The organism is Marinobacter sp. UBA3607, from assembly GCF_002375525.1.
Classification (GTDB): domain Bacteria; phylum Pseudomonadota; class Gammaproteobacteria; order Pseudomonadales; family Oleiphilaceae; genus Marinobacter; species Marinobacter vinifirmus.
This window is the reverse complement of record NZ_DFLY01000015.1, coordinates 59,076-85,743: the sequence shown is the minus strand read 5'-3', so window position 1 is coordinate 85,743 and position 26,668 is coordinate 59,076. Positions and strand designations below refer to the sequence as shown.

Below are 26,668 nucleotides of genomic sequence, written 5' to 3'. Positions count from 1 at the left end.
GCCATACGCCTGGCCGGGCTTCTGGAACGGGAGGGACTGATGGACAAGCACCCGGAACACGAACGGATCGCCAGCCAGCAGTTTCTGCCAAGGCGGGCAGAGTGAGTTGGTTATCGGTTCTTGCAGGTAACCCTGGGCGGGCGCTTGCGCTGCTGGTGCTGCTGGTTCTGGCGCCGCTCCCGGTGGCGGCAGAAGCGGATAGCGTGACGCTGGGGGTGCTGGGATATCGCCCAGACCCCCTGGTGATGGCAAAGTATCAGCCGCTGGCGGACTATCTGAGCCGGGAGACCGGCCGGGATATCACCATCCGTGTGCTGGCCCAGGAAGAAATGGACCGTGCGGTTGCCTCCAACCGCATTGATTTTTTCCTGACCAATCCGGCCCACTTCCTGATGATCCGCAGCGAGCGCAGCCTGACCGGCGTACTGGCTACCCTGCAGCGCGACTGGAACGGCATCACTACCGGCAGCATTGGCGGTGTGATCATCGCCCGAGCCGGGCGCAGTGATATTCAAGCGCTGGAAGACCTGCGCGGCAAAAGCATTGCTACCCCGGGCCTTCACTATCTGGGCGGCTACCAGGCCCAGGCCCTGGAGCTGCAGTCGGCAGGCCTGGATATCCGACGGGATAACCGGATCATCTATCTGGGCAACCATGACCGGGTGGTTCGGGCTGTGCTGGCGGGAGACACCGACATCGGTTTTATCCGCACCGGTGTTCTGGAAGAACTTCTGCAGGAAGACCCGGGGCTGGAAACCGCACTGAAGGTGATCAACGCCCAGAACCTCCGGGGCTATCCGTTCCGGCTTTCAACCCGCCTGTATCCGGAATGGCCACTGGTGTCGCTGCCCCATGTGGATTCCCGCACCATTCGCCAGATTGCCTCCGCCCTGTTTGCCCTGGAACCGGACGACCCGGCTGCCGTGGCCGCAGGCCTGGCTTCCTTCGCGCCCCCGGCCGATTACCAGTCGGTGGAACACCTGACCCGCAGCCTTCACCTGCCGCCTTACGACCAGGTCCCCCAGGTAACCTGGCTGGATGTACTCCACCAGTACCGGCTATGGGTAGCGGTGGTAACTGTGTTGGTGCTGTTATTGCTGGCTACCAGCATATGGCTGGGCCGCAAGAAGCGCCAGCTGTCCCGGGAAAGCCGCCGGCTTCAGGAGCTGGTGGCAAGCTGGCCCCAGCCCATGCTGATGATCCGTGGCCGGGCCCTGAGTGACTGTAACCGGGCCGCAGTGGAGCTGCTTGAGTGTCGCTCCGCCGCCGACATGCTGGGCCAGCCCCTGGAGCGGTTTTCCCCGGAGGTCCAGCCGGATGGTCAGGACTCCGCCCGAAAGCTGGCAGGACTGCTGCAGCGGGTTCAGGTAGGGGATGTTGCTCAATCCGAGTGGCTATTCGGCCGGGAGGATGGCAGCCACGTGTGGGTGGACATGACCCTGGCCCCGGTCTACGAAAATGATGACGACACACCTTCGGTGCTGTGTTCCTGGTACAACATCACCCGGCGGAAACAGGCCGAAGAACGCCAGCGGCTGGCCCTGAAGGTGTTTGAAAATGCCCGGGAAGCGATCTTCATCACCGATGCCCATGGTGTGGTCATCGACACCAACGAGGCCTACTTCCTGATTACCGGCTGGGACCGCAACACCGCAATAGGCCGCCTGCCACCGCTGCCGGTGGATGAAGGCAGCTCGATACTGGTGGCTGCCCGCAAACACGGAGTATGGAGCGGCGAGTTCGCCAGCCGTAACCGGGATGGCCGGCGGCTGATCCTGAGCCTGACCCTGAGCAGCGTGGTGGATGAGCAGGGCGAGAAAAGCCATTTCGTGGGTGTGTTCAGTGATATCACCCGGCTCAAGGAAACCGAGAAGAAGCTTCGCACCATGGCGCACTATGACGCCCTCACCAACCTGCCCAACCGGGTGTTGTTTGCCGAGCGCCTGCAGCAGGCCATGGCCCAGGCCAGGCGGCAGGATTACCGTTTGGCGGTGCTTTATATCGACCTGGATAAATTCAAACCGGTGAATGATGCCTTCGGCCATGACGCCGGTGACCAGTTACTGGTGGAAGTGGCCCGGCGACTGCGCACGGTGCTGCGGGAAGAAGATACCCTGGCACGGCTTGGTGGCGACGAGTTTGCGGCCATCGTAGTGAACGTGGCCGATGTGGACGCCATTGAAAACCTGATGGACAGGCTGCTGACGGCGGTTGCCGAGCCGGTCTGGGTGGCTGACCACATGGTGGAAGTCTCTGCCAGTGTCGGCTACACCCTGTATCCCCAGCCTGCGGAGCTGGACGGCGACCAGCTGCTGCGCCAGGCCGACCAGGCCATGTACCAGGCCAAGAACACGGGCCGTAACGGTTATTGCGGGTTTTCCGGCACCGGCTCCTGATGGTGGTAGCCGTTCAGGATATCGGTGCCGGCGCGCCAGTAGAGTGACTTGGCCCACTGGTCGCTCAGCCGGCGTACCGAGCTGAGGGTATCCAGCATCTGATCCCCGAGGGTGGTGGCCAGCCGCTGCCAGACAATTTTCTGCAGGGTGTCGTTCTTCAGGCTGTGATAAACCTGTTCGGTTTTTGCCAGCAACTCAGGAGCCGGTTCTTCCGACGCCACCAGTGCCCGCAGGGTGTCCAGATAGTCGCTGTAGGCCTGTTTGGAACCGGCAAATTCGGTGCGGTCTGCCAGTTCCCTGAGGGTCAGCAACCGGTCTGCCAGGTCGGCGGCTTCGGCCAGGTAGCGACAGGTGCGAACGCTGATCGTCAGGGCATCGACAATGGAGACCTGCATTTTCTCGGCCCGCAGCCGCCCGATATAGTCGGTAATGGCGCTGTTCAGGGCCTTGATGGCCTCCATTTTCGGGCGGATCTGGGCGACATTCAGGCCTTCCCGGTCCAGGCATACCCTCAGCAGGCCCCGGGTATGGCCGATCAGCCGTTTCATCTCCTGGTCTACGGCGCCGATCGCCAGTTCCGGGGTGGTGATCAGGGTGTCATCCAGGTGCCGGGGTTCGGCATTGTCCTCTTCCTTGCTGCGGAACAGCCGGCCCAGAAAACGGGCAAAGGGGGTGATAAACGGCAGCATCACGGCGGCGCCCAACACGTTGAACAGGGTGTGGAACAGGGCCAGCGATACTGCCGGGTTGGCTTCCAGGTCCAGCAGGTCGGTCAGTGTGGCGACCATCCAGAGCATCACCGGCAGGATCAGCAGGGCGATGATGCCGGTCACCACGTTGAACAGAATGTGGCCAATAGCCAGGCGCCGGGCGTTGGCGGTGGCTTTCAGGGCAGACAGCGCAGCGGTGGAGGTAGACCCCAGGTTGGCACCCACCACGGCTGCTGCGGCATTGTCGAGCGGGATCAGTCCACCGGCAGCTGCAGTCAGTACAATGGCCAGCGAGGCACTGGAGGACTGGGTCAGAACGGTGGCGATCAGGCCAATCATGAAGAACGCCGGCAGGCCGTAGTCCGGGCTGATGATGTCGCCACTGGTAAGGCCGCCGGCGGCGGATTCCAGCGCGGTTTTCAGAATCGACAGGCCCAGGAAAAACAGCGCAAAACCGGCCAGGGCCTCGCCCAGAAACTGGTTTCGGGGCGTGCGGCTGATGGTGCGGAATCCCACGCCGGCCGCCAGCAGGGGCAGGGCAATGGCTTCGATCTTGAAGCCGAAGCCCACCAGGCTGACCAGCCAACCGGTCATGGTGGTGCCGATGTTGGAGCCGAAGATCACGCCCAGGGAGTGTTTCAGGGACAGCAAGCCGGCGTTAACAAAGCCGATGGTGGCCACGGTGACCGCACCGGAGTGCTGCACAATACCGGTAATCACAAAGCCGGCCATCAGCCCGCGCATCGGGGTGCGGGTCCAGTGGCCGAGCAGGTGGCGCAGGGAATGGCCGGCGGCGTTTTTCAGGCCGTTGGTCATCATTTCCATGGCCAGCATGAACAACGCCAGCCCGCCGAGTACCTGAAAAACGGATGAGATCATGGTTGCGGGAAAAACACCCTGAGACTGTTTTGATAAGTCTGGCTCACAACCTGCCCGAGCGGTAGTTCTTTAACCTCGGCGATTTTTTCCGCCACGAACGGCAGGTAGAAGGGCGCGTTCTCCCGCCCGCGGTAGGGCACCGGCGTCAGGAACGGGGCATCGGTTTCCAGCAGAATCTGCTCGATGGGTGTCATGCGCACGATGTCCCGCACGTTCTCCGCCTTGTTGAAGGTGGTGATGCCGTTAAAGCCCAGACACCAGCCCTGGTCCAGGGCGTATTGCGCCAGGCCGGGGCCGGAGGTAAAGCTGTGAATGACGCCGCGCCGTTCCAGGGTGTTTTCGAATTCCTTGAGGATGGCGATGGTGTCGTCATCGGCATCCCGGCTGTGGATCACCACCGGGAGGTTGGTGTCGCAGGCAATTTGCAGCTGGCGGCGGAACACCTCCCGCTGCACTTCGCGGTCGGCGTTGTCGTAGTAATAGTCCAGGCCGATCTCGCCAATGGCGACGATCTTGCTGTCGCCCGCGTGCTGGCGGATTTCGGCTTCCACCGCATCGGTGTAGCTCTCGGCTTCATGGGGGTGGACACCCTGGGTGCCGTACACCCAGTCGGCAGCCTGGCTCAGTTCCCGCACTGCCGCCAGGTTGTCCGGCGACACCGCGATGGTGATGACCTTTTCGATGTTGACGTTCCGGCTGTGCTCGAGAATATCCGCCAGGGGCTGGTCTTTCAGATAGTCCAGGTGGCAGTGGGTCTCAATGATCGGGTGATCGAAAACGGGAATCTCGCGACGTTTTTTGCTCATATCCGGGGTTCTGGCTCCATCGCAGCACAGGGCTGCCTGCTATCCTGAAAGTTGATACCCTGAGTTTAACAGTTTGCATACAGCTTGACCTGCCCGGCAGGCCTAGGGAGTTTCCTTGATGAAGTACACGGCCTTTGCCCGTTCCTGGTTTCTGAACCCGAAACAACCGGGGCTGGGGCATTACCCCACAGAGCTGGATGACAGCGCCGGTGTGCCATCGCTTGAGGCCAGCCTGGAAGACATCGGGGAATACCAGCGCAGGCTCTGGGCCAACCGCAAACAGGCGCTGTTGCTGGTGGTCCATGGCCCGGATACCAGTGGCAAGGACAGCCTGATCCGCACACTCGCTACCTATGCAGACCCTGCCGGCTTCCATGCCTGGTCGTTCAGCCGGCCGACCGGGGCCGAGGCCGCCCATGATTTTCTGTGGCGGGTGACGCCTTACCTGCCGGCCTATGGCCAGATGGTGGCCTTCAACCGCAGCCACCATGAAGCGGTGATTGGCGAACGGGTGTGGCCGGTGCGGGCCGAAGACACCTACAACTGGCCGGCCCGGTACCAGGCAGTCTGTGACTTCGAACGGCACCTGGTGTCTGAAGGCACCTGTATTGTGAAAGTCTGGCTCAACCTGTCGGAAGATGAGCACAAACGGCGGTTGCTGAAGCGCCTGGACAAGCCCAGGAAACGCTGGAAATTCGATCATTCCGATATCGAAGGCTGGAAGCAGCGGGCCACATACCAGGAGTATGCCGAACAGGCGCTGGCGGCAACCCATACCGACGAGGCACCGTGGTTTGTTGTGCCCGGAGACAGCAAGCCGGTTGCCCGTGCGATCGTGGCGGCGCTGGTGGCGGATGTGTTGAAGCAGCTGGCACCGGAGTATCCGGCGGAACATCCGGAGGTGCTGGAGGAGTATCGGCAGTTGCTGGCCGAGAATGGCGTGAGTTAACGGAGGCAAGTCATGCACATTGTGGTGATAGGCGGCGGTGTGGTGGGTGTAACCACTGCCCGGGAGCTGATACGGCGGGGCCACAGGGTAACGGTACTGGAACGGCACCCGGTGGCGGGTAACGAAACCAGCAAGGGCAATGCGGCCCAGCGCTCCTACGGGGTGGTGTATCCCTGGGCGGACCCCTCCATGGTGTTCAAGTCCCTGCCATGGCTGTTGCAACAGGACGGCCCGCTGAAACTGGGCCTGCCGCCGTCGCTGGAGGCCTTGCGGTTCATGTTTGCCACCCTGCGCTACGCCTGGTCGCCGGGGTTATTCGGGCTGAACAAGCGGGCCATGTTGCGCCTTGGTATCTACAGCCGGGAACGTTTCCTGGCACTGGAACAGGAACACAAGCTGGCCTTTGACGGTGCCCATCAAGGCCTGCTGCACCTGGCCAGCACGCCAGGCGCCATGGAAGACTACCGCAAGCTGCATGAATTGCTGGCCGGCATGGGCATTGCCTCAAGCCTGCTGACCCCGGAGCAGGTGCGGCAGGTGGAGCCGGGCATGACCGGTGGCGGCCCCCTGTACGGTGCCATTCGCTACGACACTGACGGAACCGGTGACTGCCACCTGTTCAGCCAGGAACTGGCCCGGGCCTGCCAGGAGCTGGGGGCCGAATTCCGCTATGAAGTGTCAGTGGAACACCTGCTGGCGGACCAGCAGCGGGTGAATGGCGTGCAGATCCGGCGGGCTGATGGCCGTACCGAGATTGTCGAGGGGGATGCCTTCGTGGTGTCTGCAGGCTGCTGGTCGCCGGAGCTGGTGCGGCCGTTGGGGCTGAAGCTGCCGATATACCCGGTCAAGGGTTACAGCATTACCGTGCCACTCAGCGAGCCTGGCCGGGCGCCGGTGAGCACCATTCACGATGACAACTTCAAGGTGGTTTCCACCCGGCTGGGTAACCGCTTGCGGGCCACCGGGTTTGTGGAGCTGGCGGACTTCAACCGGGATATCCCCGGGGCCCGCATTGCCACCATTAAAAAATCCGTGCAGTCGCGCTTTCCGGGGTGCGCCAACCTGGATGACGCCGAAACCTGGACCGGGTTCCGGCCGATGACGCCGGACGGCCCCGCCATTATCGGGCGGGGCCCCAGGGACAACCTGTTCCTGAATACCGGGCACGGCACCTTCGGCTGGACCCTGTCGGCAGGCAGCGCGGCGGTGATTGCCCAGGTAATTGATGGCGAGGAGCCGGCGGTGCAACTGGACGCCTTCCGGCCCGGGCGGTTTTCAGAATAGCTCAGAGCTTGCGCTCGATGTTGCCGCACAGGGTGTGCACAAAGCCGATATCCCGCTCCGACAGCAGGGGCAGGCGCTCGAACACCCATTGCGACAGCTTTTCATCGGCTGGGGCATCCAGTTTCGGCAACAGGGTTTCCAGCCGGGTACGCAGGGCACCAAGACCGGCGGCTTCCGTTTCTTCGGCAGGGCTGTCGGTGCCGGCACCGGCGAGCCCCGATAGTTCCCAGGCGTAGAGCATCACCGACTGGGCCAGGTTCAGTGACGGATAACTGACCGCCATGGGGAAGCCGGTCAGCAGGTCACACAGGGCCAGTTCGTCGTTCGACAGGCCCCGGTCTTCCCGCCCGAACACCAGGGCCGCGGTAGCCACTGCCGCGCCCTTGTTGGCCAGTACCGATTTCAGTTGCGCCGGCGGGTGCCAGTCCTGCCGGTTATGGCGGGGCTTGGCCGAGGTGCCCATCAGCAAATCCGCGGAGTTTCTAACCGCTGCCAGATCAGGGAAAATGCGCGCGTTATCCAGGATGTGATCGCTGCCGTGAGCCAGCCAGTGGGCTTCAGGCCGTGTGTGCAGGTCGGAATTGACCAGCCACAGCTCGGCAAACCCCATGGTGCACAGGGCCCGGGCAGCCGCGCCTACGTTTTCCGGAACTTTTGGTTCAACCAGTACAAAGGCCAGTTTCATGACGTTACCTCCGGCGGCGAGTTTACACCAGCCAGCGAGATCTTTTTACAGCCACTGGCAGCAGGTGAATGACTGGCTGGTCCGGCACCAGGAGTTGTGGCAACCGGCACCGTTTATGGAGCCGGAACCGGCCTGGTGCGAACGTTATCCGGAGCTTGCACACTGGCTGGACACGCTGACGCTGGACGCCTGCGAAGCCTTTGAAGAAAACCTGACGGCGTTTGCCGTCGAAGCTGCCCGGTTTGTGCCGGGCCTTGCTGACTACGGGCCCCTGGTAGAGCTGCCGGAACTGTCACCTCCCGACAGCGGGGCCCGGTCGGCACTGCCGGAGCTGCAGGCCGTGGATATGCCCGGTCGCAAGCGTTTGCAGGCCGGTGCCTTTGCCGCCGCGGTGCTGCCGCTGGAACAGCCTGTGCTGGATTGGTGCTGTGGCAAAGGCCACCTGGCACGAACGCTGGCGGCCCGGGGGGCGGCGCGCGTGCGGGGCTTCGAGTGGAATGATGAACTGGTTCAGGACGGCAACCGGCTGGCCCGGCATTACGGCGATCCGGTGCAGTTGCACCACCAGGATGTGATGGCGGATTCCCTGAACTGGCCTGCGGGAGTGCATGGCGTGGCGCTGCATGCCTGTGGCGACCTGCACCGGCAACTGCTGAAGCGCGGGGCGGCGGCCGGTACGCCGAGGCTGAGTTTTTCGCCGTGCTGTTATCACCTGACGGCCCAGGAGCCGTATCAACCCCTGGCACAAGGCAGCCGAAACCACGCACCCGCCCTGAGGCCAGGCCGTAACACTCTGCGCCTGGCCGTGCAGGAAACGGTCACAGCGCCCGCAAGGGTGCGGGAGCAGACGGCCCGAGTAACGGCATGGCGGCTGGGCTTTGATGCCCTTCAGCGCCATCTGCGGGCAGCAGACAGCTATCTGCCGGTGCCTTCCCATCCGCCGTCCCTGAATAACGGTGACTTCGAAGGCTTCTGCCGCTGGGCTGCGGGCAAGAAACAGCTGGACTTGCCGGATAACCTGGACTGGCAGCACTGGTTGACGCGGGGTGAACAGCGGGCGTTGCAGGTTCAGCGCCACGAGTTACTGCGGCATCTGTTCCGCCGGCCACTGGAGCTCTGGATGGTGCTGGATTACGCGGTGTTTCTGGAGGAGCAGGGCTACAGGGTGCGCCTGGGCCGTTTCTGTGCACGGGAACTGACGCCCAGAAACCTGCTGGTGGATGCGGTTCGGGTGGAATGACTGCGGTTGAAACAAGTAAGGCGCCCGAAGGCGCCTTACTTATTCACTACCCGTCCGGTTGGTCTTAGCGACGAACCTGGATGCGGGCTTCTACACGGCGGTTCTGGGCACGGCCAGCTGCAGTGTCGTTGCTGGCAATCGGCTCGACTTCACCGTAACCAACTGCAGTTACACGGTCCGGATCCACACCCAGTACGGAAGTCAGGCGATCAGCCACGGCTTCGGCACGGCGCTGGGACAGGGCGCGGTTGTACTCGGCATCACCAATGCTGTCGGAGTGTCCGGCAATCTCAACGGTAGTTTCCGGGTACTCTTCCATGAAGTCCGCAGCCTTGCGGATTTCGGCGTCGTAGGTGGCGTCAATCACGGAGCTGTTGGTGGGGAACTGAACCCGCAGCTCGATGGTTTCGATGGTCTCGGTGACACCTTCGCAGCCGGTTTCATCCACTTCAGCACCAGCGGCCGTGTTCGGGCACTGGTCCTTGCTGTTCACCACGCCATCGTTGTCGCTGTCCAGCTCACAACCACGGCTGTTTACTTCAGCGCCAGCCGGGGTGTTCGGGCACTGATCCTTGCTGTCGGCAACGCCATCGTTGTCGGCATCCAGTTCACAGCCGCGGCTGTCTACCTGGGCACCGGCCGGGGTGTTGGCGCACTGGTCACGGGAATCGGGCACACCGTCGTTGTCCGCATCCGCCGGTTTGGGCTCGGTGGTGGTGCGGTGGAAGGCCAGACTCAGGCCCAGAGACACCATGGTGTCGAAGGTGCTTTCGTCGATGCCGTGGAACTCGCGCAGGTCACCGCGCAGGGAAATCATGTCGCTGATGTTGTAACGCACACCGGCGCCCACGTTTACACGGGTTTCGTCATGGTTGGTGCCAGCGGTAAATACCGGGCCGTCACCGAAATCAGCATGGCCGGCACCGAAGGCCAGGTACGGGTTCCAGGCAGAATCCTGGCCACGGAAGTAATACAGGCCGTCCAGGCGCAGTTCTTCGAACTCGGAATCGCCGTCCACGTACTTGCGGTCTGCATCAGCGCGTGAGTAAACCGCTTCTACCGCCCAGTGGGGTTTGAACCGGTATTCAATACCAACGCCGTAGGTGTCGGTTTCGCTCAGGTCACGCTTGTCGTCAAACAGCTGGTAACCGGCGAACGGGTTCAGGTAAATGGATTGCTTGTCGGCGGCCAGGGCTGGCGCAGACAGGGATGAAGCTAATACGGCCAAAGCGACCGGGCGCACGATGTTCATGCAGAACCTCCTGTTTCATTTTTATGTTCCCGTTCTCTCATCAGGAACGCAGACAAATCCCTAGATTTAATGCCTTATCTGGAATCTAGGTTAGTAAGCCAAAAAATACAAAAAATTACACCTTTACCGGGGTCAGGATTTGTACGCAGGGAATTCCATTTATGGATCAGTCTGTTACCGGGGTGAAGTACAGGTGGGCGCTTTTCTTGCTGAAATTCAGGATGTCGCCATTATCAAAGCGTACCTCGAATGAGCTTTCGTCTTCCCCGGTTACGCGGCCGGCGCCAAAGATGGCGTGAATGAGCCGGGGCTGGTGCCATACGGGTTGTGAGGCGTCCGGGGTGCTGGCTGGCGCCTGGCCATCCAGGGTGATTTTGGCCCTTTCGGCATAGCGCAGGCTGACCGGGGTGAGGGGATGCCGGAGCGTTATGGGCTGGGCAGAGGCGGGGTTACCTGCGTCCAGAACCTGCCCCAGCTCACGGGCCAGGGGGAAGCAGAATTCTGCCACGAAGCGGCTGGGGCCCTGATCACCATCCAGGTGCGGGTGGCTGCTGTCGGGGCGGGTAATCAGGTGCAGCTGCTCCCGGCAACGGGTCATGCCCACGTAGAGCAACCGCCGTTCACTCTCCAGCAGGGCCCGGGCATCGTCCTGCGGGCGGGGGCTGTAGGGCAGGTACTTTTCCTGCAGGCCGGGAATGATGACCACCGGCCACTCCAGACCCTTGGTGCGGTGGATGGTGGATAAGAGTACGCCCTGCTCCCTCTGTTCGCCGGCTTGCTGTTTCAGGGCCTTGAGGTGGTCCAGCGCACCGGCGGCGTCAACATCCAGGCTTTTCAGGTAGTCGCGGAAGCCCTGGATGGTGTCGATGCGCTCTTCGGCGCTGTCGTGGGTCAGGGCGAGGCTGCGAATGCCTTCGTACAGATCGGTATGGTCGGCGTAGACGCTGATCAGTCCGGCCACGGGGCCCTTGTAGTTGCGCAGCTGCATCAACACTTCGCCCAGTTTTTTCAGCTTGCGGGCGGCCATGGGGGCCAGGGCGTTGAAGTCCATGGCCAGCAGGCGTTCGTGCCAGTCGCTGTCGAAGCCGGCGAGGAACTGCGCCAGGTTTTCCAGTTCCGGCTCTTTCAGGCCGACGTGGGGAAAACGCAGCAGTTGCCGGGCCAGGTCCAGCCGGTCGCTGTCCGGCAGCTGTTGCAGGCGGCCGCTGACCACCATCAGCAGTGCGATGATGGCCTGCACTTCCCGGCTGAACAGGGCCCCTTTGCCGCTGTCGATGCGATAGGGGATGTGCCGGGCCAGCAGTTTCAGCTCGATCGGTACGCTCTGGCTCCAGACCCGGAACAGGATGGCGCTCTGGCTGGTTTGCTCCGGGCTTTGTCGCTGCAGGATTTTCAGGATCTGGTCGCTGTCGTTGTCTGCCCGGTGCAGGTTTACTTCGGTAGCCGGAGTGGATAAGTGGGAGTGGCACAGGACATCCTTGCGGCCAGTGTTGTGGCAAATCAGGTGGTTGGCCAGCAGGGCGACCTGGTGGCCGTACCGGAAGGTGTAGCTGAGGGTCTGTTCCAGGGGGCTTTCGAACTCGTCGCTGAACCGGCGCAGGATAAATTCAGGCTTGGCGCCGCGGAATTCGTAGATGGTCTGGTCCGGGTCGCCGACCACGGTCACCCGGGCGCGGTCGCCGGCCACGTAGCGCAGCAGCAGGTGCTGGATTTCGTTGGTGTCCTGGTATTCGTCCACCAGGATCAGGTCCATTTTATTGCCGACGAGGCGCTGCAATGGCGGGTTCTGGTGAATGGCCATGACCGGTTCGTACAGCATGTCGGCGTAGCTGATGCGGCTCTGGCTTTTGCGCCATTGCTCAAAGCTGTGGAACAGGTCGATCAGGTATTTGTGTTTTTCCGAGTAGCCCAGTTCTTCGAATACGATTTCTGCCGGCGACAGGCAGGTTTTGACCAGGTCGACAAAGCCGGTGGCGGTTTCCACATAATCTTTTTTGTTGCGGCGGATTTCGTCGGCCAGGTCTTCCGGTGCCAGCCGGCGGGTGAGCAGCCAGGCCTGGTAGCCGATTTCCTGTTCGGTGAGGATTTTTTCAGAGAATCCGGGCAGGTAGCCTTCCCGCACGAAGCGTTTGTACAGCCGCAGGCCCATGGCGTGGTAAGTGCGGATTTCCGGCAGGGCCAGGCCGGACTGGTGGCACACCTCTTGTAGCTTGCGCTGGAAGTCGATGCGGGCGCTGCGGTTGAACATGAGTACCAGCACGCGGTCCGGGTCGTGGCCCTGTTGCAGCAGGTGGCGTATGCGCCAGGCCAGGGTGGAGGTTTTGCCGCTGCCGGCCACGGCGGTGATCACCGAGTGTTCGAAGCCGGCGGTGATGATGGCCCGCTGTTCGTCGGTTAGGTGGGGCGGCAGGTAGCTGGTGTCTGGCATCTGGGGCTGGTTTGGCATGGCGGGTATTGTACTTGGCTGCTGGCAGCGGGAGTAGCCGTGCCGCATAATTGCCTGAGACTTTTGTCATTCATGCCCGCACTGCGCCGGGGGTGGCCTTCAAAAAAACGCTCCTGTCGGCACATCCATGTGGCGCTTCTGCTCCGCCATCCATGGCTCCGCAAATTTTTTGAAGGCCACCCCCGGCGCAGCGCTCCATCGGAGTTGCCTTCAGATTATGCCTTCCTCGATCACACAGAACTGGCAAACCTTTTCGGCTCAATTGGCCCATACCGGTCAACGCCGCCTCGTTCTGGTGGAGGGTGAACAGGAGTGGGCCCGGGGCTGGGTGCAGGAGCGGCTGGGTGGTTTTGATGTCGCCGGGGCGCTGTGGGTTGGCCGTGATGAGGACGCCGGGGTTGCGGGTGTCCGTGGTGTCTCGGCGGGGCAGTACAAGCGCTGGCTGGGGCGGGAGGCCGGGGTGTTGGTTTGGGATGGCTGGCAGGGGAATCCGCCGGATGGGTTTGCGGGGTTGGCGGGTACGTTGAGGGCCGGTGGGTTGTTGTTCTGGTTGATGCCGCCGCTGGCGCAATGGCCGGGGTTTGAGGATCCGGATTACTTGCGCACGGGGCTGGACGGGGCGGGGGAGCATCCGTTTTTGGCGCGGTTGGCGGAGGTTGTGGCGTCTGACGGTGCGGTGGTCCGGGTTCGGCAGGGTCTTGATGAGCGCCCGCTGCTGCCGGATGTCCGGTGTGATGATGCAGCGTTCAGGCCGGGGTCGACGCCGGAGCAGTCGGAGCTGGTGGCGCGGCTGGTGCGTTTCGGGTTGGGGCGGCGTCGGCGGCCGGTGGTGGTGACGGCAGACCGGGGCCGGGGGAAGTCGGCGGCGTTGGGGATGGCGGCGGCGGAGTTGTTGCTGGCGGGGCGGCAGCAGGTGTTGGTGACGTCGCCTTCGGTGGACAATCTGCAGAGTTTTTTCCGGCATGCGGCGGAGGTTATGGGCGACCGGGTTGAGAGCCGGTCGGAGTCGGAGCTTGTGCTGCCGGGCGGGCAGGCGATTCGTTTCCTGCCGGTGCCGGAGTTGCTGGCGCAGAAGCCGGAGGCCGAGGTGGTGATGGTGGATGAGGCCGCCGGTTTGCCGGCTAGCTGGCTGCGGGAGGTTTTGCTGGGTTGGCCTCGGGTGGCGTTTGCCAGCACGGTGCATGGCTATGAGGGCACCGGGCGGGGCTTTGCGATCCGGTTCCGGCAGGTGCTGGACCGGGAGGCGCCGCACTGGCAATCGGTGGAGCTGAAGCAGCCGGTGCGCTGGGCGCAGGGTGATCCCCTGGAGCGGGTGTTGTTCCGGATGTTTCTGCTGGGTGCCCGGGGGCCGGACACTAGCAAGCCGGAACCCGGTGCGGTGCATGTCGAACCCTGGAATCTGGCACAGGCCAGCGAGGCGGAACTTGCCGAGGCCTTCGGCTTGCTGGTGGATGCCCATTACCGCACCACGCCGGCGGACTTGCGCCAGTGGCTGGACGATCCTGCTGCCAGCAGCTGGCGGGCGGTGGTGCAGGGCAAAACCGTGGGTGTGCTCTGGGGATGTGTGGAAGGTGGCCTGGATCAGGACCTGGCCGCCCAGGTGGCCATGGGCCAGCGTCGTTTGCGGGGGCATTTGCTGGCGCAGTCCCTGGCCAGCCATGGTGGCTTTGCGGAGGCGGCGCAGCAGCGGTGTTTTCGGGTGGTGCGCATTGCGGTGGCAGAGCCGGCCCGGCAGCTGGGCGTGGGCCGGGCGCTGGTGGCGGCGGCGGAAGAGTTTTGCCGGAGCCAGGGGCTGGATTCGCTGGGTACCAGTTTTGGTGGCGAAGCGGGTTTGCAGTCGTTCTGGCAGGGTTGTGGATTACGCCTGGCGCGTATCGGGCTGACCCGGGAGCGTTCTACTGGCGAGTTTCCGGTGCAACTGTTCAAGGGTGTATCCCCGGCGGGCTGCGACCTGGAGCAGCGCCTGCGCCGCCGGTTTGCCGGGCACTGGCAGGTGCTGATTCCCCGACACTGGGCCGACATGCCCCAGGAATTGCTGGCGCAGCTTGCCGCAGACCTGCCTGCCACGGCAAAGCCCGGGCCGGACGACTGGCAGGATTTGCGGAGCTTTGCCGAGGGCTATCGGGGGTTTGAAGTGACTTTGCCGCTGCTGCGTGAAGTCTGCAGCTGGCCTGGCTGGATGGCCTGGCTGGCCGGGCAGGAGGATGCCGGGCTCTGGTGCCGTGCGGTGCTTCAAGGTTGGGCCTGGCCGCAGTTGCAGGCGCTTGGGCTGGTCACCGGCAAGGGGGAGGGTGAAATGCGGCTGAGACAAATCGTGGCCCGCTGGTCGGCACAAGTGTCGGAGTTGTGACCGTTTCGATTTAATTATGACCACCCGGCCCGCAAAATAGCTGAAAAAATCAAACAAGAGAGTACGAATGATGAGCAGGGGTGCGGGCAGTCGCTTTCATTTTGTGGTTTTGGTGGTGCTGTCGTTGCTGGCCGGTTGCAGCAGCACGGGCGAGGTAGGCGATACCGGGGCCACCGGCGCGGATTTGCTGGCAGCGGTTGCGGCCAATGAAGACCGGGCGGTGCTGGATATGCTGTCGCAGGGCGTGGACCCGGACCCAAGGGCAGGTTCTTCCAAAACCCCGCTGATGCTGGCAGCGGCGGAAGGTAACCGGCGTATTGTCCGCTTGCTGCTGGCGGCCGGTGCCGATGTGAACAGCGAAGACAACAGCGGTTACACGCCGGTGATCCATGCGGCGGAAAACGGGCATTTGTCGGTGGTTCGGGCCTTGCTGGCGGCGGGAGCCAACGTCAATGTCAGCCAGGACGGCGAATCCCTGCTGATGAAAGTGGTGGAAGCCGGCGACCTGCTGACCGCCGAGATGCTGCTGGCCGCTGGTGCTGATGTGCACTACCGGCGCACCGATGGCACCACGGCCCTCGACATTGCCCGGGCCCGCAATAACCAGGACCTGGAAATGCTGCTGGTGCAAGCGGGCGCGGCCCGCTGATTTCCCGGCCCGGTGTCAGTCCAGCTGCATCGGGTCGTTCAGGTCGTCCCACACTGGCTCGAAATGCCGTTCGATCACCTCTTCCGGAACCTCTCCGGCGGATTTGAACGACCACACCGGCGCTTTATCTTTGTCCACCAGCAATGCCCGGATGCCTTCGGCGAGGTCGGGGCGGCGGGTGCATTCCAGAGCCATGGCCAGTTCCATCCGGAAAATATCCTTCAGTGACATCTGCTGACCTTTGCGCAGCTGGTGCCAGACCAGCCAGGCGGTCACCGGGCAGCCATTCTTCAGGTTTTCCGCACAGGTTTGCCACCAGGGGTCGTCAATGTCGGCGGCGAGTATCTGTTCGATGATGGCGGGCAGCTCGGTGCCTGCGGTCAGCCGGGCGATGGTCTGTTCGTGCCGCTCCAGGTGGCCCGGCGCCAGGCTCCGGTAATCCAGCGCTTCCACCTGGTTCAGCAGGCGGAACAGCCGGTTGTCATCGGCGGCGGCCTCGCCGGTCCAGCGCTCATCCTGCAGGCGGGCCAGCAGGGTTTCGATCTGGCCGGCATCAATCACCAGGTCTGCCAGCCCCACCCGCAGGGTGTCGGCCACGTTCAGGCGGGCCCCGGTCAGCCCCATAAACAGCCCGAGGCGCCCCGGCAGTCGGTTAAGGAACCAGCTGGCACCGACATCCGGGAACAGGCCGATGCTGATTTCCGGCATGGCCAGGGTGACATCGGGTGTGACCAGCCGGTAGCGGCAGGCCGACAGCAGGCCCAGGCCGCCCCCCATCACAATGCCCCGGGCCAGGCCCACCACTGGCTTCGGAAAACGGTGCAGGCTGTAGTCAAGCCGGTACTCCCGGGTGAAGAAGCGTTCCGGAGCCGAGGTGTCGCCTTCACCTTTCAGGGCCTGGTAAAGGTTGCGGATGTTACCGCCGGCACAGAAGGCCCGTTCGCCGCTGCCTTGCAACACCACCATGCAGATGCGGTCGTCTGTGGCCCAGCGATCCAGGGTTTCCTGGGCCTGGTTGACCATGTCCTCGGTCAGGGCGTTGAGGGTCTGGGCTGCATTCAGGGTAAGCAGACCGATGTGGCCCTGGCGGCAGGCGAGTTCCTGAACCTCTACAGACATGTGGTGTGATCTCCGGTGGGCAGGTGATTTTGTTAATTAATGTATTTTTACGGTTTGTTCGTACTGTCCTATAGTCAGCACGAGAGTAAAACAGCACTATGGTCGCACGAATGTCCTTGACCTATCACATTTGAGGCCTTGGATGGCTGTGCTATAAAGAAAGTCTGACTTACGGTCCGGTTGATAAAAAACTGAATTGTAAACGTAAAAACGATGAGAGGATGAACTCTATGAACCTGAAACACTTCGCAGTTGCTGGTCTGTTCGCACTGGGTGCTGCTGCGCCTGCCGCTTCCATGGCAGCCGATGCCGAAGCCGGTAAGGCCAAGGCTGGCGTTTGTGCCGCGTGCCACGGCCAGAACGGTATCTCCCAGGTGCCCATCTACCCGAACCTGGCAGGCCAGAAAGAGCAGTACCTGGTTGCTTCCCTGAAAGCCTACAAGGCTGGCCAGCGTCAGGGTGGCCAGGCTCCGGTCATGCAAGGCCAGGCAGCTGCCCTGAGCGATGAAGACATCGCTAACCTGGCGGCTTACTTCGCAAGCCTGCCGGCTGGCGGCAAGTAATTGCCCGGCAGTGGTGCGGCTCAGGCCGCACCACTGACAATCCGGTAACTGGGCCGATAGGCGGATGATCCCGGCAGTTTCATCCGGTCCTGGGCAATAAACTGCTCCAGCATGGCCTCAAGGGGTTTGATCAGCGTCGGGTCTCCGGCAATTTCAAACGGTCCCTTTTCCTGAATCTGCCGAATTCCGCTTTCCTTCACATTTCCCGCCACGATACCGCTGAACGCCTTGCGCAGATTCGCTGCAATCAGGTGTGCCGGTTGATCCCTGTGTAATTCCAGCGCCCGCATGTTGCTGTGGTTGGGCTCGAACGGTAACTGGAACACCGGGTCGATCTTCAGCATCCAGTTGAAGTAGTAGGCATCCTGCATGGCGCGGCGGAAGGTCTCCACATCCTTGATGCCCTGCTTCATGGTCTGGGCTACCCGTACCGGGTCATCAATGATGATGTCGTACTTGCTGGCGGCTTCGTCGCCCAGGGCATTGCGGATGAACTTGTCGATCATCTCGAAGTATTCCGCATTTTCCCGGCGGCCGGTAAACACCACCGGGAACGGCAGGTCGGCGTTGTCCGGATGTAGCAGAATACCCAGAAGATACAGAATCTCTTCGGCCGTACCTACGCCACCGGGGAAAACGATCACCCCGTGGCCGCAGCGCACAAAGGCTTCCAGCCGCTTTTCGATATCCGGCATGATCACCAGTTCGTTGACAATCGGGTTGGGCGCTTCCGCCCCGATGATGCCCGGTTCGGTAATGCCAATGTAACGACCGTTCTTGATCCGCTGCTTGGCGTGGGCAATGGTCGCGCCTTTCATGGGGCCTTTCATGGCGCCGGGGCCGCAGCCGGTGCAGATGCTCATTCCCCGAAGCCCCAGCTGGTGCCCCACTTCCTTGCTGTACTGGTACTCGTCATGGCTGATGGAATGGCCACCCCAGCACACCACCATGTCGGGCTGGCGGCCGGGCTCCAGGGCCCGGGCATTGCGCAGGATATGGAACACCAGGTTGGTAATGTCTTCCGGATTATCCTTGCGGAAGCCGGAGACGGTGTCTGGCAGCGAGTGGCTGTAGACAATATCCCGCAACACCGAGAACAGGTGTTCCCTGATGGCCCGCAGCATTTCGCCGTCAACAAAGGCGTGCGCCGGGGCGTTGATCAGCTCCAGCTTCAGGCCCCGGGGCTGGGGAACCAGCCGCACATCGAAATCGCCGTGGGCTTCCATCAGTTCCTTGCAGTCGTCGGTTTCCATGCCGGTATTCAGCACTGCCAGGGCGCATTGCCTGAACAATCGGTACAAACCCCCTTCACTCTTGTCCTTGAGCCGGTTTACCTCGTGGGTGGAGAGAATTTCGAGGCTGCCCTCCGGAGAGACCAGGGCATTCATGGTGGGTTCGGTCATCGGTGTTGGAACTCCTGCTGTTTCGGCAATGACGGATTTTGAGCCACTCAGGCGAAAGGGTACACTAAGCGCTTTCCGCCTTTTACGCTACCCGACGTTCCTCCGATCAAAGTCCTTTTTTATGAAATTACTGATTCGTCCCGCCGCTGAAGTGGCCATCAAAAGCAAACCCGTTCGCCAGCAGCAAATGCGCCAGTTGCGGCAGAATATCCGGAAACTCCTGGCTCGCCTGGATGCCGACATCCGGGTGGATGGCAGCTGGGACCGGGTTGATGTGGAGGTGCCCGAAGGCCGGGGCCTGACCGGCGCGGTGATTGATGAACTTACCCGAATTTCCGGCATTTCCACCATCCAGGAAATCGCGGTTTACCCGTTTGTGGACCTGGACGACGTGGGCGCCAAGGCCATACAGGCCTTTGCCGGTCGACTGAAAGGCAAAACCTTTGCAGTACGTGCACGGCGCCATGGCCAGCACGAGTTCCGTTCGATTGACCTGGAGCGACTGGTCGGCGGCGCGCTGATGCAAGCCTCCGAGGCCCGTGGGGTCGATCTGAAAAATCCGGAAGTGGAAGTGCGCATCGAAGTGAACGATGACCAGTTCCACATTGCCCATCGCCGTCACGAGGGCTTGGGCGGCTATCCGCTGGGTACCGTGGAAACCGTGATGACATTGATCTCCGGTGGCTACGATTCGTCGGTAGCGGCTTACCTGATGATGCGCCGCGGTATCCGCAGTCACTTCCTGTTCTTCAACCTCGGCGGCACCGCCCATGAAGTGGGTGTGCGCCAGGTGGTGCACTACCTGTGGCAGCGTTATGGCGCCTCCCACAATGTAAAGTTTATCTCGGTGCCTTTCGAGGGCGTGGTGGCAGAAATCATGCGTTCGGTAAACCATCGCCACTGGGGCGTGGTGCTCAAGCGCATGATGCTGAAAGCCGCTGCCGAAATTGCCCGGGATTACACCGCCACCGGCCTGGTGATGGGCGATGCCGTGGCCCAGGTGTCGAGCCAGACCCTGACCAACCTGAACGTGGTCGATCGCGCCAGCGATGAAGTGGTGCTGCGCCCGCTGATTGCCATGGACAAGCAGGAAATCATCCGCATTGCCCGGGACATCGGCACCGAGCCCTTCGCCCGCAACATGCCCGAATACTGTGGCGTGATTTCCAGTAAGCCGGTCACCCGCGCCAAGCTGCACCGGGTAGAGGAAGAAGAAACCCACATGGACCCGCAAGTGCTGGCCAGCGCCATTGCCAACAGCGAGCACACCAAGGTGAGCGAACTGCTGGACAGCGTGGTGACTCCGGAAGAGGTGGAACTGGTGCAGACCCCGGCGGTAGACGATGTGATCATCGACGTGCGCCACCCTTCCGAGGAAGAGCGGGCGCCGTTGACGCTTACCAACAACGAGATCCTGAAGATCCCGTTCTACGAGCTCAACCAGCAGGTGCCGGGGCTACCTGCAGGCCGCCAGTACCTGTTGTACTGTGACCGGGGCACCATGAGCCGCATGCACGCCGGTCACCTGAAGGCGGAAGGCCTTAACAACGTGAAGGTTTATGCTCCGGGCGCCTAACCTTCCAGCCCCCTGAAGAACTGCTGGACGTTCTCGCTGAGGGCGTCCAGGTCATATCCCCCCTCCTGTACGATCAGCGTCGGCAGCCCCAGCTGACGGATGTGGGTGCTGAGCCGGCAGAAGCCCTCGGATGACACCGACACCTTGGCCTGCGGGTCGTTTTTGTAGATATCGAAGCCCAGCGGCAGGATCAGCACATCGGGCTGGTACAGCCGCACGGCCGCCAGTGCTTCCTCCACGCGGGCAAAGAAATCCTCCTCGCTGGAGCCGTGGGGCATAGGCAGGTTGATGTTATAACCGTAGCCTTCGCCTTCACCACGCTCGTCCTCGAAGCCGCTCACCACCGGGTAGAAGTTGGTGGGGTCGCCATGGATGGAGATGTACAGCACATCACTGCGATCGTAGAAGATTTCCTGGATGCCCTGTCCGTGGTGCATGTCGGTATCCAGGATCACCGTACGCGGGAACCGGCTTTTCATATGCTCGGCAGCGATGGCGGCATTGTTCAGGTAGCAGAAGCCCCCGGCGGCGTCTTTGCGGGCGTGGTGGCCGGGTGGGCGGCATACTGCGTAGGCATAGCGTTCGCCGCCAATCAGCGCATCCGCCGCCCCGAGTGCGGTCTGGGCCGACCAGTAGGCAGCCTTCCAGGTATTCTCGCCAATCGGGCAACTGCCGTCAGCCAGGTAACGGGCCGCTTCCGCCAGGATACCCCGCAGGGCATTGGGGGAGCGCACGAAGATGTTGGACATCACCTCGTCACCCCAGTCTTCCATTTCCATCCAGCGCCGGTGGGCGGATTCCAGGAATCGCAGATAACCCAGGTCATGCACCTTCGAGATTGGCGCCGCACCCTGGTCGGCGGGCTGTAACACCGGAATGCCCAGCGCTTTCAGGCCTTCCACCATCTGGCCGGTACGATCCGGCACCTCCTGGGGCTGGCGCATCTGGCCCCGGGTGAAATACGTCTTCGGGATGTGCAGATCCTGTGACGGATGGAAAAATGCTTTCATGTCCGGCCTCCTTGATTCACTCCCCCGAGTATAGGCAGAGACCGGGATGGGTCAAAAAATCCCCGCTGACTTTACAGGCTGGCCCTCAGCTACCACTATGAAGGCAACAACCTGAACCCCAGATCCCGGCCCGCAACCGGGCGTGATCCGGCACAGAAAAGGAGTCGAGATGATCGAATCACCACTGCTGCAGAATCTTACCGGCTACATTGGCGGGCGCTGGACAGACAGCGCCGGTGGCAGCACCTTTGATGTCTACAACCCGGCCACGGGCGAGGTGATTGCCAAAGTACCTTCGATGCCGGAGCCAGACATACTGGATGCGGTCGAAGCCGGCAAGCAGGCCTTGCGGCTGACCAACCCCTATCCCCTTGAAACCCGGCGCAAATGGCTGGAGGACATCCGCGATGCCCTGAAGGACAACCGCGAGGAAATCGGCCGCATCCTGTGCATGGAACACGGCAAGCCCTGGAAAGAAGGCCAGGGCGAGGTGGACTACGCTGCGGGCTTCTTCGATTACTGCGCCAAGCACATCCAGGCGCTGGATGCCCACACCATTCCGGAAAAGCCGAAAGACTGCACCTGGACCGTCCACTACCGGCCCATCGGCGTCACCGGCCTGATTGTGCCCTGGAACTTCCCCATCGGCATGATCGCCAAGAAACTTTCGGCGGCCCTGGCGGCCGGCTGTCCCTCGGTGATCAAACCGGCCAGCGAAACCCCGCTCACCATGATTGCCTTCTTCAGCATCATGGACAAACTCGGCCTGCCCGATGGCATGGTCAACCTGGTGATGGGCAAGGCCAGTGTCATCGGCAAGGTGCTGTGCGAACACAAAGACGTGCCCATGCTCAGCTTCACCGGCTCCACCGAAGTGGGCCGAAAACTGATCGTCGACACCGCCGAGCAGGTGAAAAAGCTGTCACTGGAACTGGGTGGCAACGCCCCGTATATCGTCTTCGACGACGCCGACCTGGACGCCGCCGCCGACAACCTGATCGCCAACAAATTCCGTGGTGGCGGCCAGACCTGCGTGTGTGCGAACCGCATCTTCGTCCATGAAAAAGTGGCCGACGCCTTCGGCGAAAAACTCGCCGAGCGGGTGAACAAAATGACCGTCGGCGACGGCATGAACGATGGCGTCGACATCGGCCCGCTGGTCAACAAAGCCGGCTTCGACAAGGTCAAGCGCCACCTGGAAGACGCCCTTGCCAAAGGCGGCAAACTGGTTGCCGGCAAGCAGCCGGATGAGTTGGGTGAAGGCCTGTTCTTCCCGCCTACAGTGGTGCAGGGCGTTGACCGCAACATGGCCTGCTACCAGGAAGAAACCTTCGGCCCGCTGGTGCCCATGGCACTGTTCCGCACCGAAGAAGAAGTCATCGAAGCCGGCAACGACACCGAATTCGGCCTGGCCTCCTACGTCTTCACCGCCGACGCCGAACGCGCCCAGCGGGTAGCCGCCGGCCTGCGTTTCGGCCATGTTGGCTGGAACACCGGCACCGGGCCTACTCCGGAAGCGCCGTTTGGTGGCATGAAAGCGTCCGGTATTGGCCGGGAAGGTGGTCTGGAAGGCTTGTTCGAGTTCGTGGAAGCGCAGACGGTTCCACGAGGCTTCTAAAGTCCTGAGCCCTCATCTCCTGGAGTTGTCGCACGGGGGAGGTGCCCCTTCAGGACACGCTACGAGCACATCCATGTGCGCTTGACTGTGGCCATCCATGGCCACAGACAGTCCTGAAGGGGCACCTCCCCCGCGCTCTTCCTGACTGCGAGTGAGGGCTTTCAAGCTGAGCATAGTTTGCTCTGGGAAGAAGTCCCCGTTCCTGTGCGTTAACTCCAAAGATCCTGAGCGTTAACTCCAAAAGAGCGGCGCCAATCCCTGCCCGACAAACCTGCTTTTCTCCTGTTATACTCTCAGGCCTGTTTATTTAACCAGTAAAAGCCAGGTGCTATGGACGTTTCCCACATTATTGATCCCCTGAACGATGCCCAGCGCGAGGCCGTTACCGCCCAGAACGATCACCTGCTGGTACTGGCCGGCGCGGGCAGTGGCAAAACGCGGGTGCTGGTGCACCGGATTGCCTGGTTGATGACGGTGGACCGGGTGCCGCCGACCGGCATTCTGGCGGTGACCTTTACCAACAAAGCTGCCAAGGAAATGCGCTACCGCATCGAAGAAATGATGAACATCCCCTCCCGGGGACTGTGGTTCGGCACCTTCCACGGCATCGCCCACCGCTTGCTGCGCTCGCACTGGAAAGACGCCGGCCTGCCGGAGAATTTCCAGGTGCTCGACAGCGACGACCAGCTGCGCATGGTCAAGCGGGTGATGCGCGAGTTCCAGATTGATGAAAGCCAGTGGCCGCCGAAACAGGCCCAGTGGTTTATCAACAGCCAGAAAGACGAAGGCCTGCGGGCGGACCATATCCAGGAAAACCCCGGTGACCACTTCACGAGCACCATGCTGAAAATCTACCGCCAGTACGAAAAACTCTGCCAGCAGGGCGGCCTGGTGGACTTTGGCGAACTGCTGCTGCGCTCCCACGAGCTGTGGCTGCACCGGCCGGAGCTACTGAGTCACTACCAGCAGCGCTTCCAGCACATCCTGGTGGACGAGTTCCAGGACACCAACACCATCCAATACGCCTGGCTGCAGGTGCTGGCCAGCAACCGCGTGCCGCTCACCGTGGTGGGTGACGACGACCAGTCTATCTACGGCTGGCGTGGCGCCAAGATCGAAAACATCCAGCAGTACCAGCGGGACTTCCCCAACGCTCGTCTGGTGCGGCTGGAGCAAAACTACCGCTCCACCCAGATGATCCTGAAGGCCGCCAACTCGGTGATCGCCAACAACCAGGGCCGGCTTGGCAAAGAGTTGTGGACCGACGGCCCCGAAGGCGAACCGATCAGCCTGTACGCGGCGTTTAACGAGCAGGACGAAGCCAACTACATCGCCGATTCAATCACCGCCTGGGTCAACGATGGCAACCTGCGCAGCGAATCCGCCATCCTGTACCGTTCCAACGCCCAGTCCCGGGTACTGGAAGAAGCCCTGATGCGCCAGGGCATTCCCTACCGGGTGTATGGTGGCCTGCGGTTCTACGACCGCCAGGAAATCCGCAACGCCCTGGCCTACCTGCGCCTGGTGCAGTACCACCGGGACGACGCCGCCTTCGAACGGGTGGTCAACATCCCGACCCGTGGCATTGGTGCCAAGAGCCTGGCGGAATTGCGGGAATACGCCACAGAGCAGGGCATTTCCCTGTGGGAATCTGCCGAACGCCTGCTGGCAGCAGGGCAGGTGAAAGGCCGGGCGAAAACCGGGCTGCAGTCGTTTATGGAAATCATCAACGGCCTGTCTGTAATGGTGGGCGAAGCCTCATTGCAGGGGATGATGAAGCAGGCCATCGAAGCCAGTGGCCTGAAGGACTACCACGCCAGCGAAAAAGGCGAGAAAGGTCAGGCAAGGGTTGAGAACCTGGAAGAACTGGTGAATGCCCTGTCCGATTTCGAGGTGGAAGACGGCGTCGACCCGCTGGCAGAATTCATCGCCCAGGCGGCACTGGATGCCGGCGAAGCCCAGGCCGATGCCCATGAAGACAGCGTTCAGCTGATGACCCTGCACTCCGCCAAGGGCCTGGAATTCCCGCTGGTGTTCCTGGCCGGTGTGGAAGAAGGTTTATTCCCCCACAGCATGTCGCTGGAAGAGCCGGGGCGTATGGAAGAAGAGCGCCGTCTGGCCTACGTAGGCATTACCCGTGCCATGAAAAAGCTGGTGCTCACTTACGCCGAATCCCGCCGCTTGTACGGGCAGGAAAAATTCCACGCGCTGTCCCGCTTCGTGCGGGAGATTCCGGGCGACTGCCTGCAGGAAGTGCGGTTACGCAATACGGTGACCCGACCGGCGATGGTGTCCCGCCCGAATGAGAGCATGTTCAGCCAGGATTCGGCGCAGCAGTCCGGTTTCAGCCTGGGGCAGCGGGTGCGTCATCCGAAGTTCGGCGAGGGTATCGTAATGAACTCCGAGGGCACCGGGCACCACACCCGCGTGCAGGTAAACTTCGACGAGGGCGCCAAGTGGCTGGTGCTGGCCTATGCGCCGTTGGAGGCCTGCTGAGCTTGGTTGCAGGCATCTTGTAGCCTGATGGTTTTGGCGATGGCATGGGTGTGGGGTCGTCTTTCCAAAAAGCGCTCGAGCCGTCCATGGGCGCTTGTGTTCCGCCATCCATGGCTCCACAAATTTTTGGAAAGACGACCCCACACCCATGCTTCGTCATTCTGAGAATCCGAAACGGAAAAGCTTAGGAAGAAGTAGATTGTTGTTTAGAAGTATTGGGAACTCGTTGTGGTGTCTGGGGCAGGTATCGGGAAGGGCTGTCCAAAAATGTGCGGAGCCATGGATGGCGGAGCAGAAGCGCCACATGGATGTGCCGCCAGGAGCGGTTTTTGGACAGCCCTTCCCGATACCTGCCTGACTCCGAAGTCCTGGCCCGGAGCCGAAAACTCCCAAACCGCGATTACATCAGAACCGCGTAAATCACCCCAGCCAGGACAATCCGGTAGAGAACATACGGCCACATGCCCACTTTGTTGAGCCACTTCAGGAAGAAGTGGATGGCGGTGATGGCCATCAGGAACGACGTTACGCCGCCAATCAGGAAGCCATTCCAGTCTACGATCACATCGGATGAGGCCACTTCCAGCAGCTTCACCGCAGACGCCAGCACGATAATCGGAATCGCCAGCAGGAACGAAAACCGCGAGGCGGTTTCCCGCGTCATGCCCAGGAACAGGCCGGCGGTGATGGTGATGCCGGAGCGTGAGGTGCCGGGGACCAGGGCCATGGCCTGGGCGATGCCGACGACGACGGCGTCTTTCCAGTTCAGGGTATCCATGGTGCGCTGGCGTTTCGGCAGCCAGTCGGCAATGCCAAGCAGAATGCCGAACACCAGGGTGGTGAAGAAGATCACCGAGGCGCCGCGCAGTTCGTTGTCGATCATGTCGAGCAGGGCCAGGCCAGCGAGGCCTGCGGGAATGGTGCCGATGACCAGGTACCAGGCCAGGGCGCCCTGGCCGACGATTTTGCGCTGGTGGATGGAGATCAGGCCGTCCCGGGCAACGCCAAAGACATCCCGGCGGAAGTAAAGCACCACGGCCAGAAGCGTGCCCACATGCACCGACAGGTCAAAGCCCACGCCCTGGTCTTCCCAGCCAAAGAAAGCCGGTGTCAGAATCAGGTGGGCGGAGCTGGAGATGGGCAGGAATTCGGTCAGCCCCTGGAGGAGGCCAAGGAAAAGGGCCTGGTAAACATCCATTCTTTTGATTCCGGTCGGTGGTGCGGATTAACGGGTTTG

The 26,668-nt window shown here is 61.9% G+C and carries 19 protein-coding genes; 10 read left to right on the top strand and 9 right to left on the bottom strand.

What is annotated here, in order from left to right; all coding sequences use genetic code 11:
- The first annotated feature begins 101 nt into the window (after window positions 1–101).
- Complete coding sequence (locus B2589_RS05595) at window positions 102–2,396, top strand: diguanylate cyclase domain-containing protein (RefSeq protein ID WP_286815897.1); 2,295 nt, start codon at window positions 102–104, stop codon at window positions 2,394–2,396.
- On the opposite strand, the gene B2589_RS05590 is transcribed toward B2589_RS05595, so the two are convergent.
- Window positions 2,366–3,985: a Na/Pi cotransporter family protein gene (locus B2589_RS05590; RefSeq protein WP_286815896.1), complete on the bottom strand. Its 1,620-nt coding sequence runs from the start codon at window positions 3,983–3,985 to the stop codon at window positions 2,366–2,368. The genes B2589_RS05595 and B2589_RS05590 overlap by 31 nt on opposite strands.
- Complete coding sequence (locus tag B2589_RS05585; protein ID WP_286815895.1) at window positions 3,982–4,791, bottom strand: TatD family hydrolase; 810 nt, start codon at window positions 4,789–4,791, stop codon at window positions 3,982–3,984. Before B2589_RS05585 ends, B2589_RS05590 begins: the two co-directional genes overlap by 4 nt.
- Window positions 4,792–4,909: 118 nt before the next feature.
- Between B2589_RS05585 and B2589_RS05580 the strand changes: the two genes are divergently transcribed.
- Together B2589_RS05580 and B2589_RS05575 are read left to right on the top strand one after the other, a co-directional pair.
- Entirely contained in the window at window positions 4,910–5,740 is an 831-nt protein-coding gene (locus B2589_RS05580) for a polyphosphate kinase 2 family protein (RefSeq protein ID WP_286815894.1), read from the top strand.
- Window positions 5,741–5,752: 12 nt separating this feature from the next.
- Window positions 5,753–7,024, top strand: a complete 1,272-nt coding sequence (locus B2589_RS05575) for a D-amino acid dehydrogenase (protein ID WP_286815893.1) — start codon at window positions 5,753–5,755, stop codon at window positions 7,022–7,024.
- Between the two features lies 1 nt (window position 7,025).
- Here B2589_RS05575 and B2589_RS05570 read toward each other — a convergent pair whose 3' ends face one another.
- Complete coding sequence (locus tag B2589_RS05570; protein ID WP_022988546.1) at window positions 7,026–7,709, bottom strand: tRNA/rRNA methyltransferase; 684 nt, start codon at window positions 7,707–7,709, stop codon at window positions 7,026–7,028.
- On the opposite strand from B2589_RS05570, the gene B2589_RS05565 reads away from it, so the two are divergent.
- Window positions 7,708–8,949 (top strand): methyltransferase, encoded by a 1,242-nt coding sequence (locus tag B2589_RS05565; protein ID WP_286815892.1) that lies wholly within the window; start codon window positions 7,708–7,710, stop codon window positions 8,947–8,949. The genes B2589_RS05570 and B2589_RS05565 overlap by 2 nt on opposite strands.
- A 64-nt stretch (window positions 8,950–9,013) precedes the next feature.
- On the opposite strand, the gene B2589_RS05560 is transcribed toward B2589_RS05565, so the two are convergent.
- A complete protein-coding gene (locus tag B2589_RS05560; RefSeq protein ID WP_286815891.1) occupies window positions 9,014–10,201 on the bottom strand; it encodes an OmpA family protein in 1,188 nt (395 codons plus the stop codon).
- 166 nt (window positions 10,202–10,367) lie between these two features.
- Window positions 10,368–12,647 carry an ATP-dependent helicase gene (locus B2589_RS05555; protein WP_173637055.1) on the bottom strand — a complete coding sequence of 760 codons (2,280 nt, stop codon included), beginning with the start codon at window positions 12,645–12,647 and terminating at the stop codon, window positions 10,368–10,370.
- A 217-nt stretch (window positions 12,648–12,864) separates the two neighbouring features.
- Here B2589_RS05555 and B2589_RS05550 point away from each other — a divergent pair, with 217 nt between their 5' ends.
- The gene (locus tag B2589_RS05550) at window positions 12,865–14,997 is read left to right on the top strand and encodes a tRNA(Met) cytidine acetyltransferase TmcA (RefSeq protein ID WP_286815890.1); all 2,133 of its coding nucleotides are present in this window, start codon (window positions 12,865–12,867) and stop codon (window positions 14,995–14,997) included.
- A gap of 67 nt (window positions 14,998–15,064) precedes the next feature.
- Window positions 15,065–15,646 (top strand): ankyrin repeat domain-containing protein, encoded by a 582-nt coding sequence (locus B2589_RS05545; RefSeq protein ID WP_228285803.1) that lies wholly within the window; start codon window positions 15,065–15,067, stop codon window positions 15,644–15,646.
- A 15-nt stretch (window positions 15,647–15,661) separates the two neighbouring features.
- Here the strand turns inward: B2589_RS05545 and B2589_RS05540 are convergent, their stop codons facing one another.
- A complete protein-coding gene (locus B2589_RS05540; protein WP_286815889.1) occupies window positions 15,662–16,765 on the bottom strand; it encodes an enoyl-CoA hydratase/isomerase family protein in 1,104 nt (367 codons plus the stop codon).
- Between the two features lie 230 nt (window positions 16,766–16,995).
- On the opposite strand from B2589_RS05540, the gene B2589_RS05535 reads away from it, so the two are divergent.
- A complete protein-coding gene (locus B2589_RS05535; protein ID WP_273133319.1) occupies window positions 16,996–17,328 on the top strand; it encodes a c-type cytochrome in 333 nt (110 codons plus the stop codon).
- Between the two features lie 20 nt (window positions 17,329–17,348).
- Here the strand turns inward: B2589_RS05535 and ppnN are convergent, their stop codons facing one another.
- Window positions 17,349–18,731, bottom strand: coding sequence for a nucleotide 5'-monophosphate nucleosidase PpnN (ppnN, locus tag B2589_RS05530; RefSeq protein WP_022988538.1), 1,383 nt, complete (start codon window positions 18,729–18,731; stop codon window positions 17,349–17,351).
- A 121-nt stretch (window positions 18,732–18,852) separates the two neighbouring features.
- On the opposite strand from ppnN, the gene thiI reads away from it, so the two are divergent.
- Window positions 18,853–20,307, top strand: a complete 1,455-nt coding sequence (gene thiI, locus B2589_RS05525; protein ID WP_286815888.1) for a tRNA uracil 4-sulfurtransferase ThiI — start codon at window positions 18,853–18,855, stop codon at window positions 20,305–20,307.
- On the opposite strand, the gene B2589_RS05520 is transcribed toward thiI, so the two are convergent.
- On the bottom strand, window positions 20,304–21,317 hold the full coding sequence (locus tag B2589_RS05520) for a histone deacetylase family protein (protein ID WP_286815887.1): 1,014 nt from the start codon (window positions 21,315–21,317) through the stop codon (window positions 20,304–20,306). The two genes, thiI and B2589_RS05520, sit on opposite strands and share 4 nt — an antisense overlap.
- Window positions 21,318–21,486: 169 nt before the next feature.
- Here B2589_RS05520 and B2589_RS05515 point away from each other — a divergent pair, with 169 nt between their 5' ends.
- Window positions 21,487–22,935: an NAD-dependent succinate-semialdehyde dehydrogenase gene (locus B2589_RS05515; RefSeq protein WP_286815886.1), complete on the top strand. Its 1,449-nt coding sequence runs from the start codon at window positions 21,487–21,489 to the stop codon at window positions 22,933–22,935.
- A 330-nt stretch (window positions 22,936–23,265) separates the two neighbouring features.
- Window positions 23,266–25,431 (top strand): DNA helicase II, encoded by a 2,166-nt coding sequence (gene uvrD / locus B2589_RS05510; RefSeq protein WP_286815885.1) that lies wholly within the window; start codon window positions 23,266–23,268, stop codon window positions 25,429–25,431.
- A 400-nt stretch (window positions 25,432–25,831) separates the two neighbouring features.
- Here uvrD and B2589_RS05505 read toward each other — a convergent pair whose 3' ends face one another.
- Complete coding sequence (locus B2589_RS05505; RefSeq protein ID WP_286815884.1) at window positions 25,832–26,629, bottom strand: undecaprenyl-diphosphate phosphatase; 798 nt, start codon at window positions 26,627–26,629, stop codon at window positions 25,832–25,834.
- Window positions 26,630–26,668: the final 39 nt, after the last annotated feature.

Excerpts from the sequence above, each read along its gene's own strand:
- thiI (WP_286815888.1), top strand. The coding sequence starts at position 18,853 with ATGAAATTACTGATTCGTCCCGCCGCTGAAGTGGCCATCAAAAGCAAA.
- B2589_RS05540 (WP_286815889.1), bottom strand. The coding sequence starts at position 16,765 with ATGTCTGTAGAGGTTCAGGAACTCGCCTGCCGCCAGGGCCACATCGGT.
- B2589_RS05575 (WP_286815893.1), top strand. The coding sequence starts at position 5,753 with ATGCACATTGTGGTGATAGGCGGCGGTGTGGTGGGTGTAACCACTGCC.
- B2589_RS05555 (WP_173637055.1), bottom strand. The coding sequence starts at position 12,647 with ATGCCAAACCAGCCCCAGATGCCAGACACCAGCTACCTGCCGCCCCAC.
- B2589_RS05560 (WP_286815891.1), bottom strand. The coding sequence starts at position 10,201 with ATGAACATCGTGCGCCCGGTCGCTTTGGCCGTATTAGCTTCATCCCTG.
- B2589_RS05590 (WP_286815896.1), bottom strand. The coding sequence starts at position 3,985 with ATGATCTCATCCGTTTTTCAGGTACTCGGCGGGCTGGCGTTGTTCATG.
- B2589_RS05535 (WP_273133319.1), top strand. The coding sequence starts at position 16,996 with ATGAACCTGAAACACTTCGCAGTTGCTGGTCTGTTCGCACTGGGTGCT.
- B2589_RS05580 (WP_286815894.1), top strand. The coding sequence starts at position 4,910 with ATGAAGTACACGGCCTTTGCCCGTTCCTGGTTTCTGAACCCGAAACAA.
- B2589_RS05520 (WP_286815887.1), bottom strand. The coding sequence starts at position 21,317 with ATGAAAGCATTTTTCCATCCGTCACAGGATCTGCACATCCCGAAGACG.
- B2589_RS05545 (WP_228285803.1), top strand. The coding sequence starts at position 15,065 with ATGATGAGCAGGGGTGCGGGCAGTCGCTTTCATTTTGTGGTTTTGGTG.
- B2589_RS05550 (WP_286815890.1), top strand. The coding sequence starts at position 12,865 with ATGCCTTCCTCGATCACACAGAACTGGCAAACCTTTTCGGCTCAATTG.
- B2589_RS05505 (WP_286815884.1), bottom strand. The coding sequence starts at position 26,629 with ATGGATGTTTACCAGGCCCTTTTCCTTGGCCTCCTCCAGGGGCTGACC.
- ppnN (WP_022988538.1), bottom strand. The coding sequence starts at position 18,731 with ATGACCGAACCCACCATGAATGCCCTGGTCTCTCCGGAGGGCAGCCTC.
- B2589_RS05515 (WP_286815886.1), top strand. The coding sequence starts at position 21,487 with ATGATCGAATCACCACTGCTGCAGAATCTTACCGGCTACATTGGCGGG.
- B2589_RS05570 (WP_022988546.1), bottom strand. The coding sequence starts at position 7,709 with ATGAAACTGGCCTTTGTACTGGTTGAACCAAAAGTTCCGGAAAACGTA.
- B2589_RS05565 (WP_286815892.1), top strand. The coding sequence starts at position 7,708 with ATGACGTTACCTCCGGCGGCGAGTTTACACCAGCCAGCGAGATCTTTT.
- uvrD (WP_286815885.1), top strand. The coding sequence starts at position 23,266 with ATGGACGTTTCCCACATTATTGATCCCCTGAACGATGCCCAGCGCGAG.
- B2589_RS05585 (WP_286815895.1), bottom strand. The coding sequence starts at position 4,791 with ATGAGCAAAAAACGTCGCGAGATTCCCGTTTTCGATCACCCGATCATT.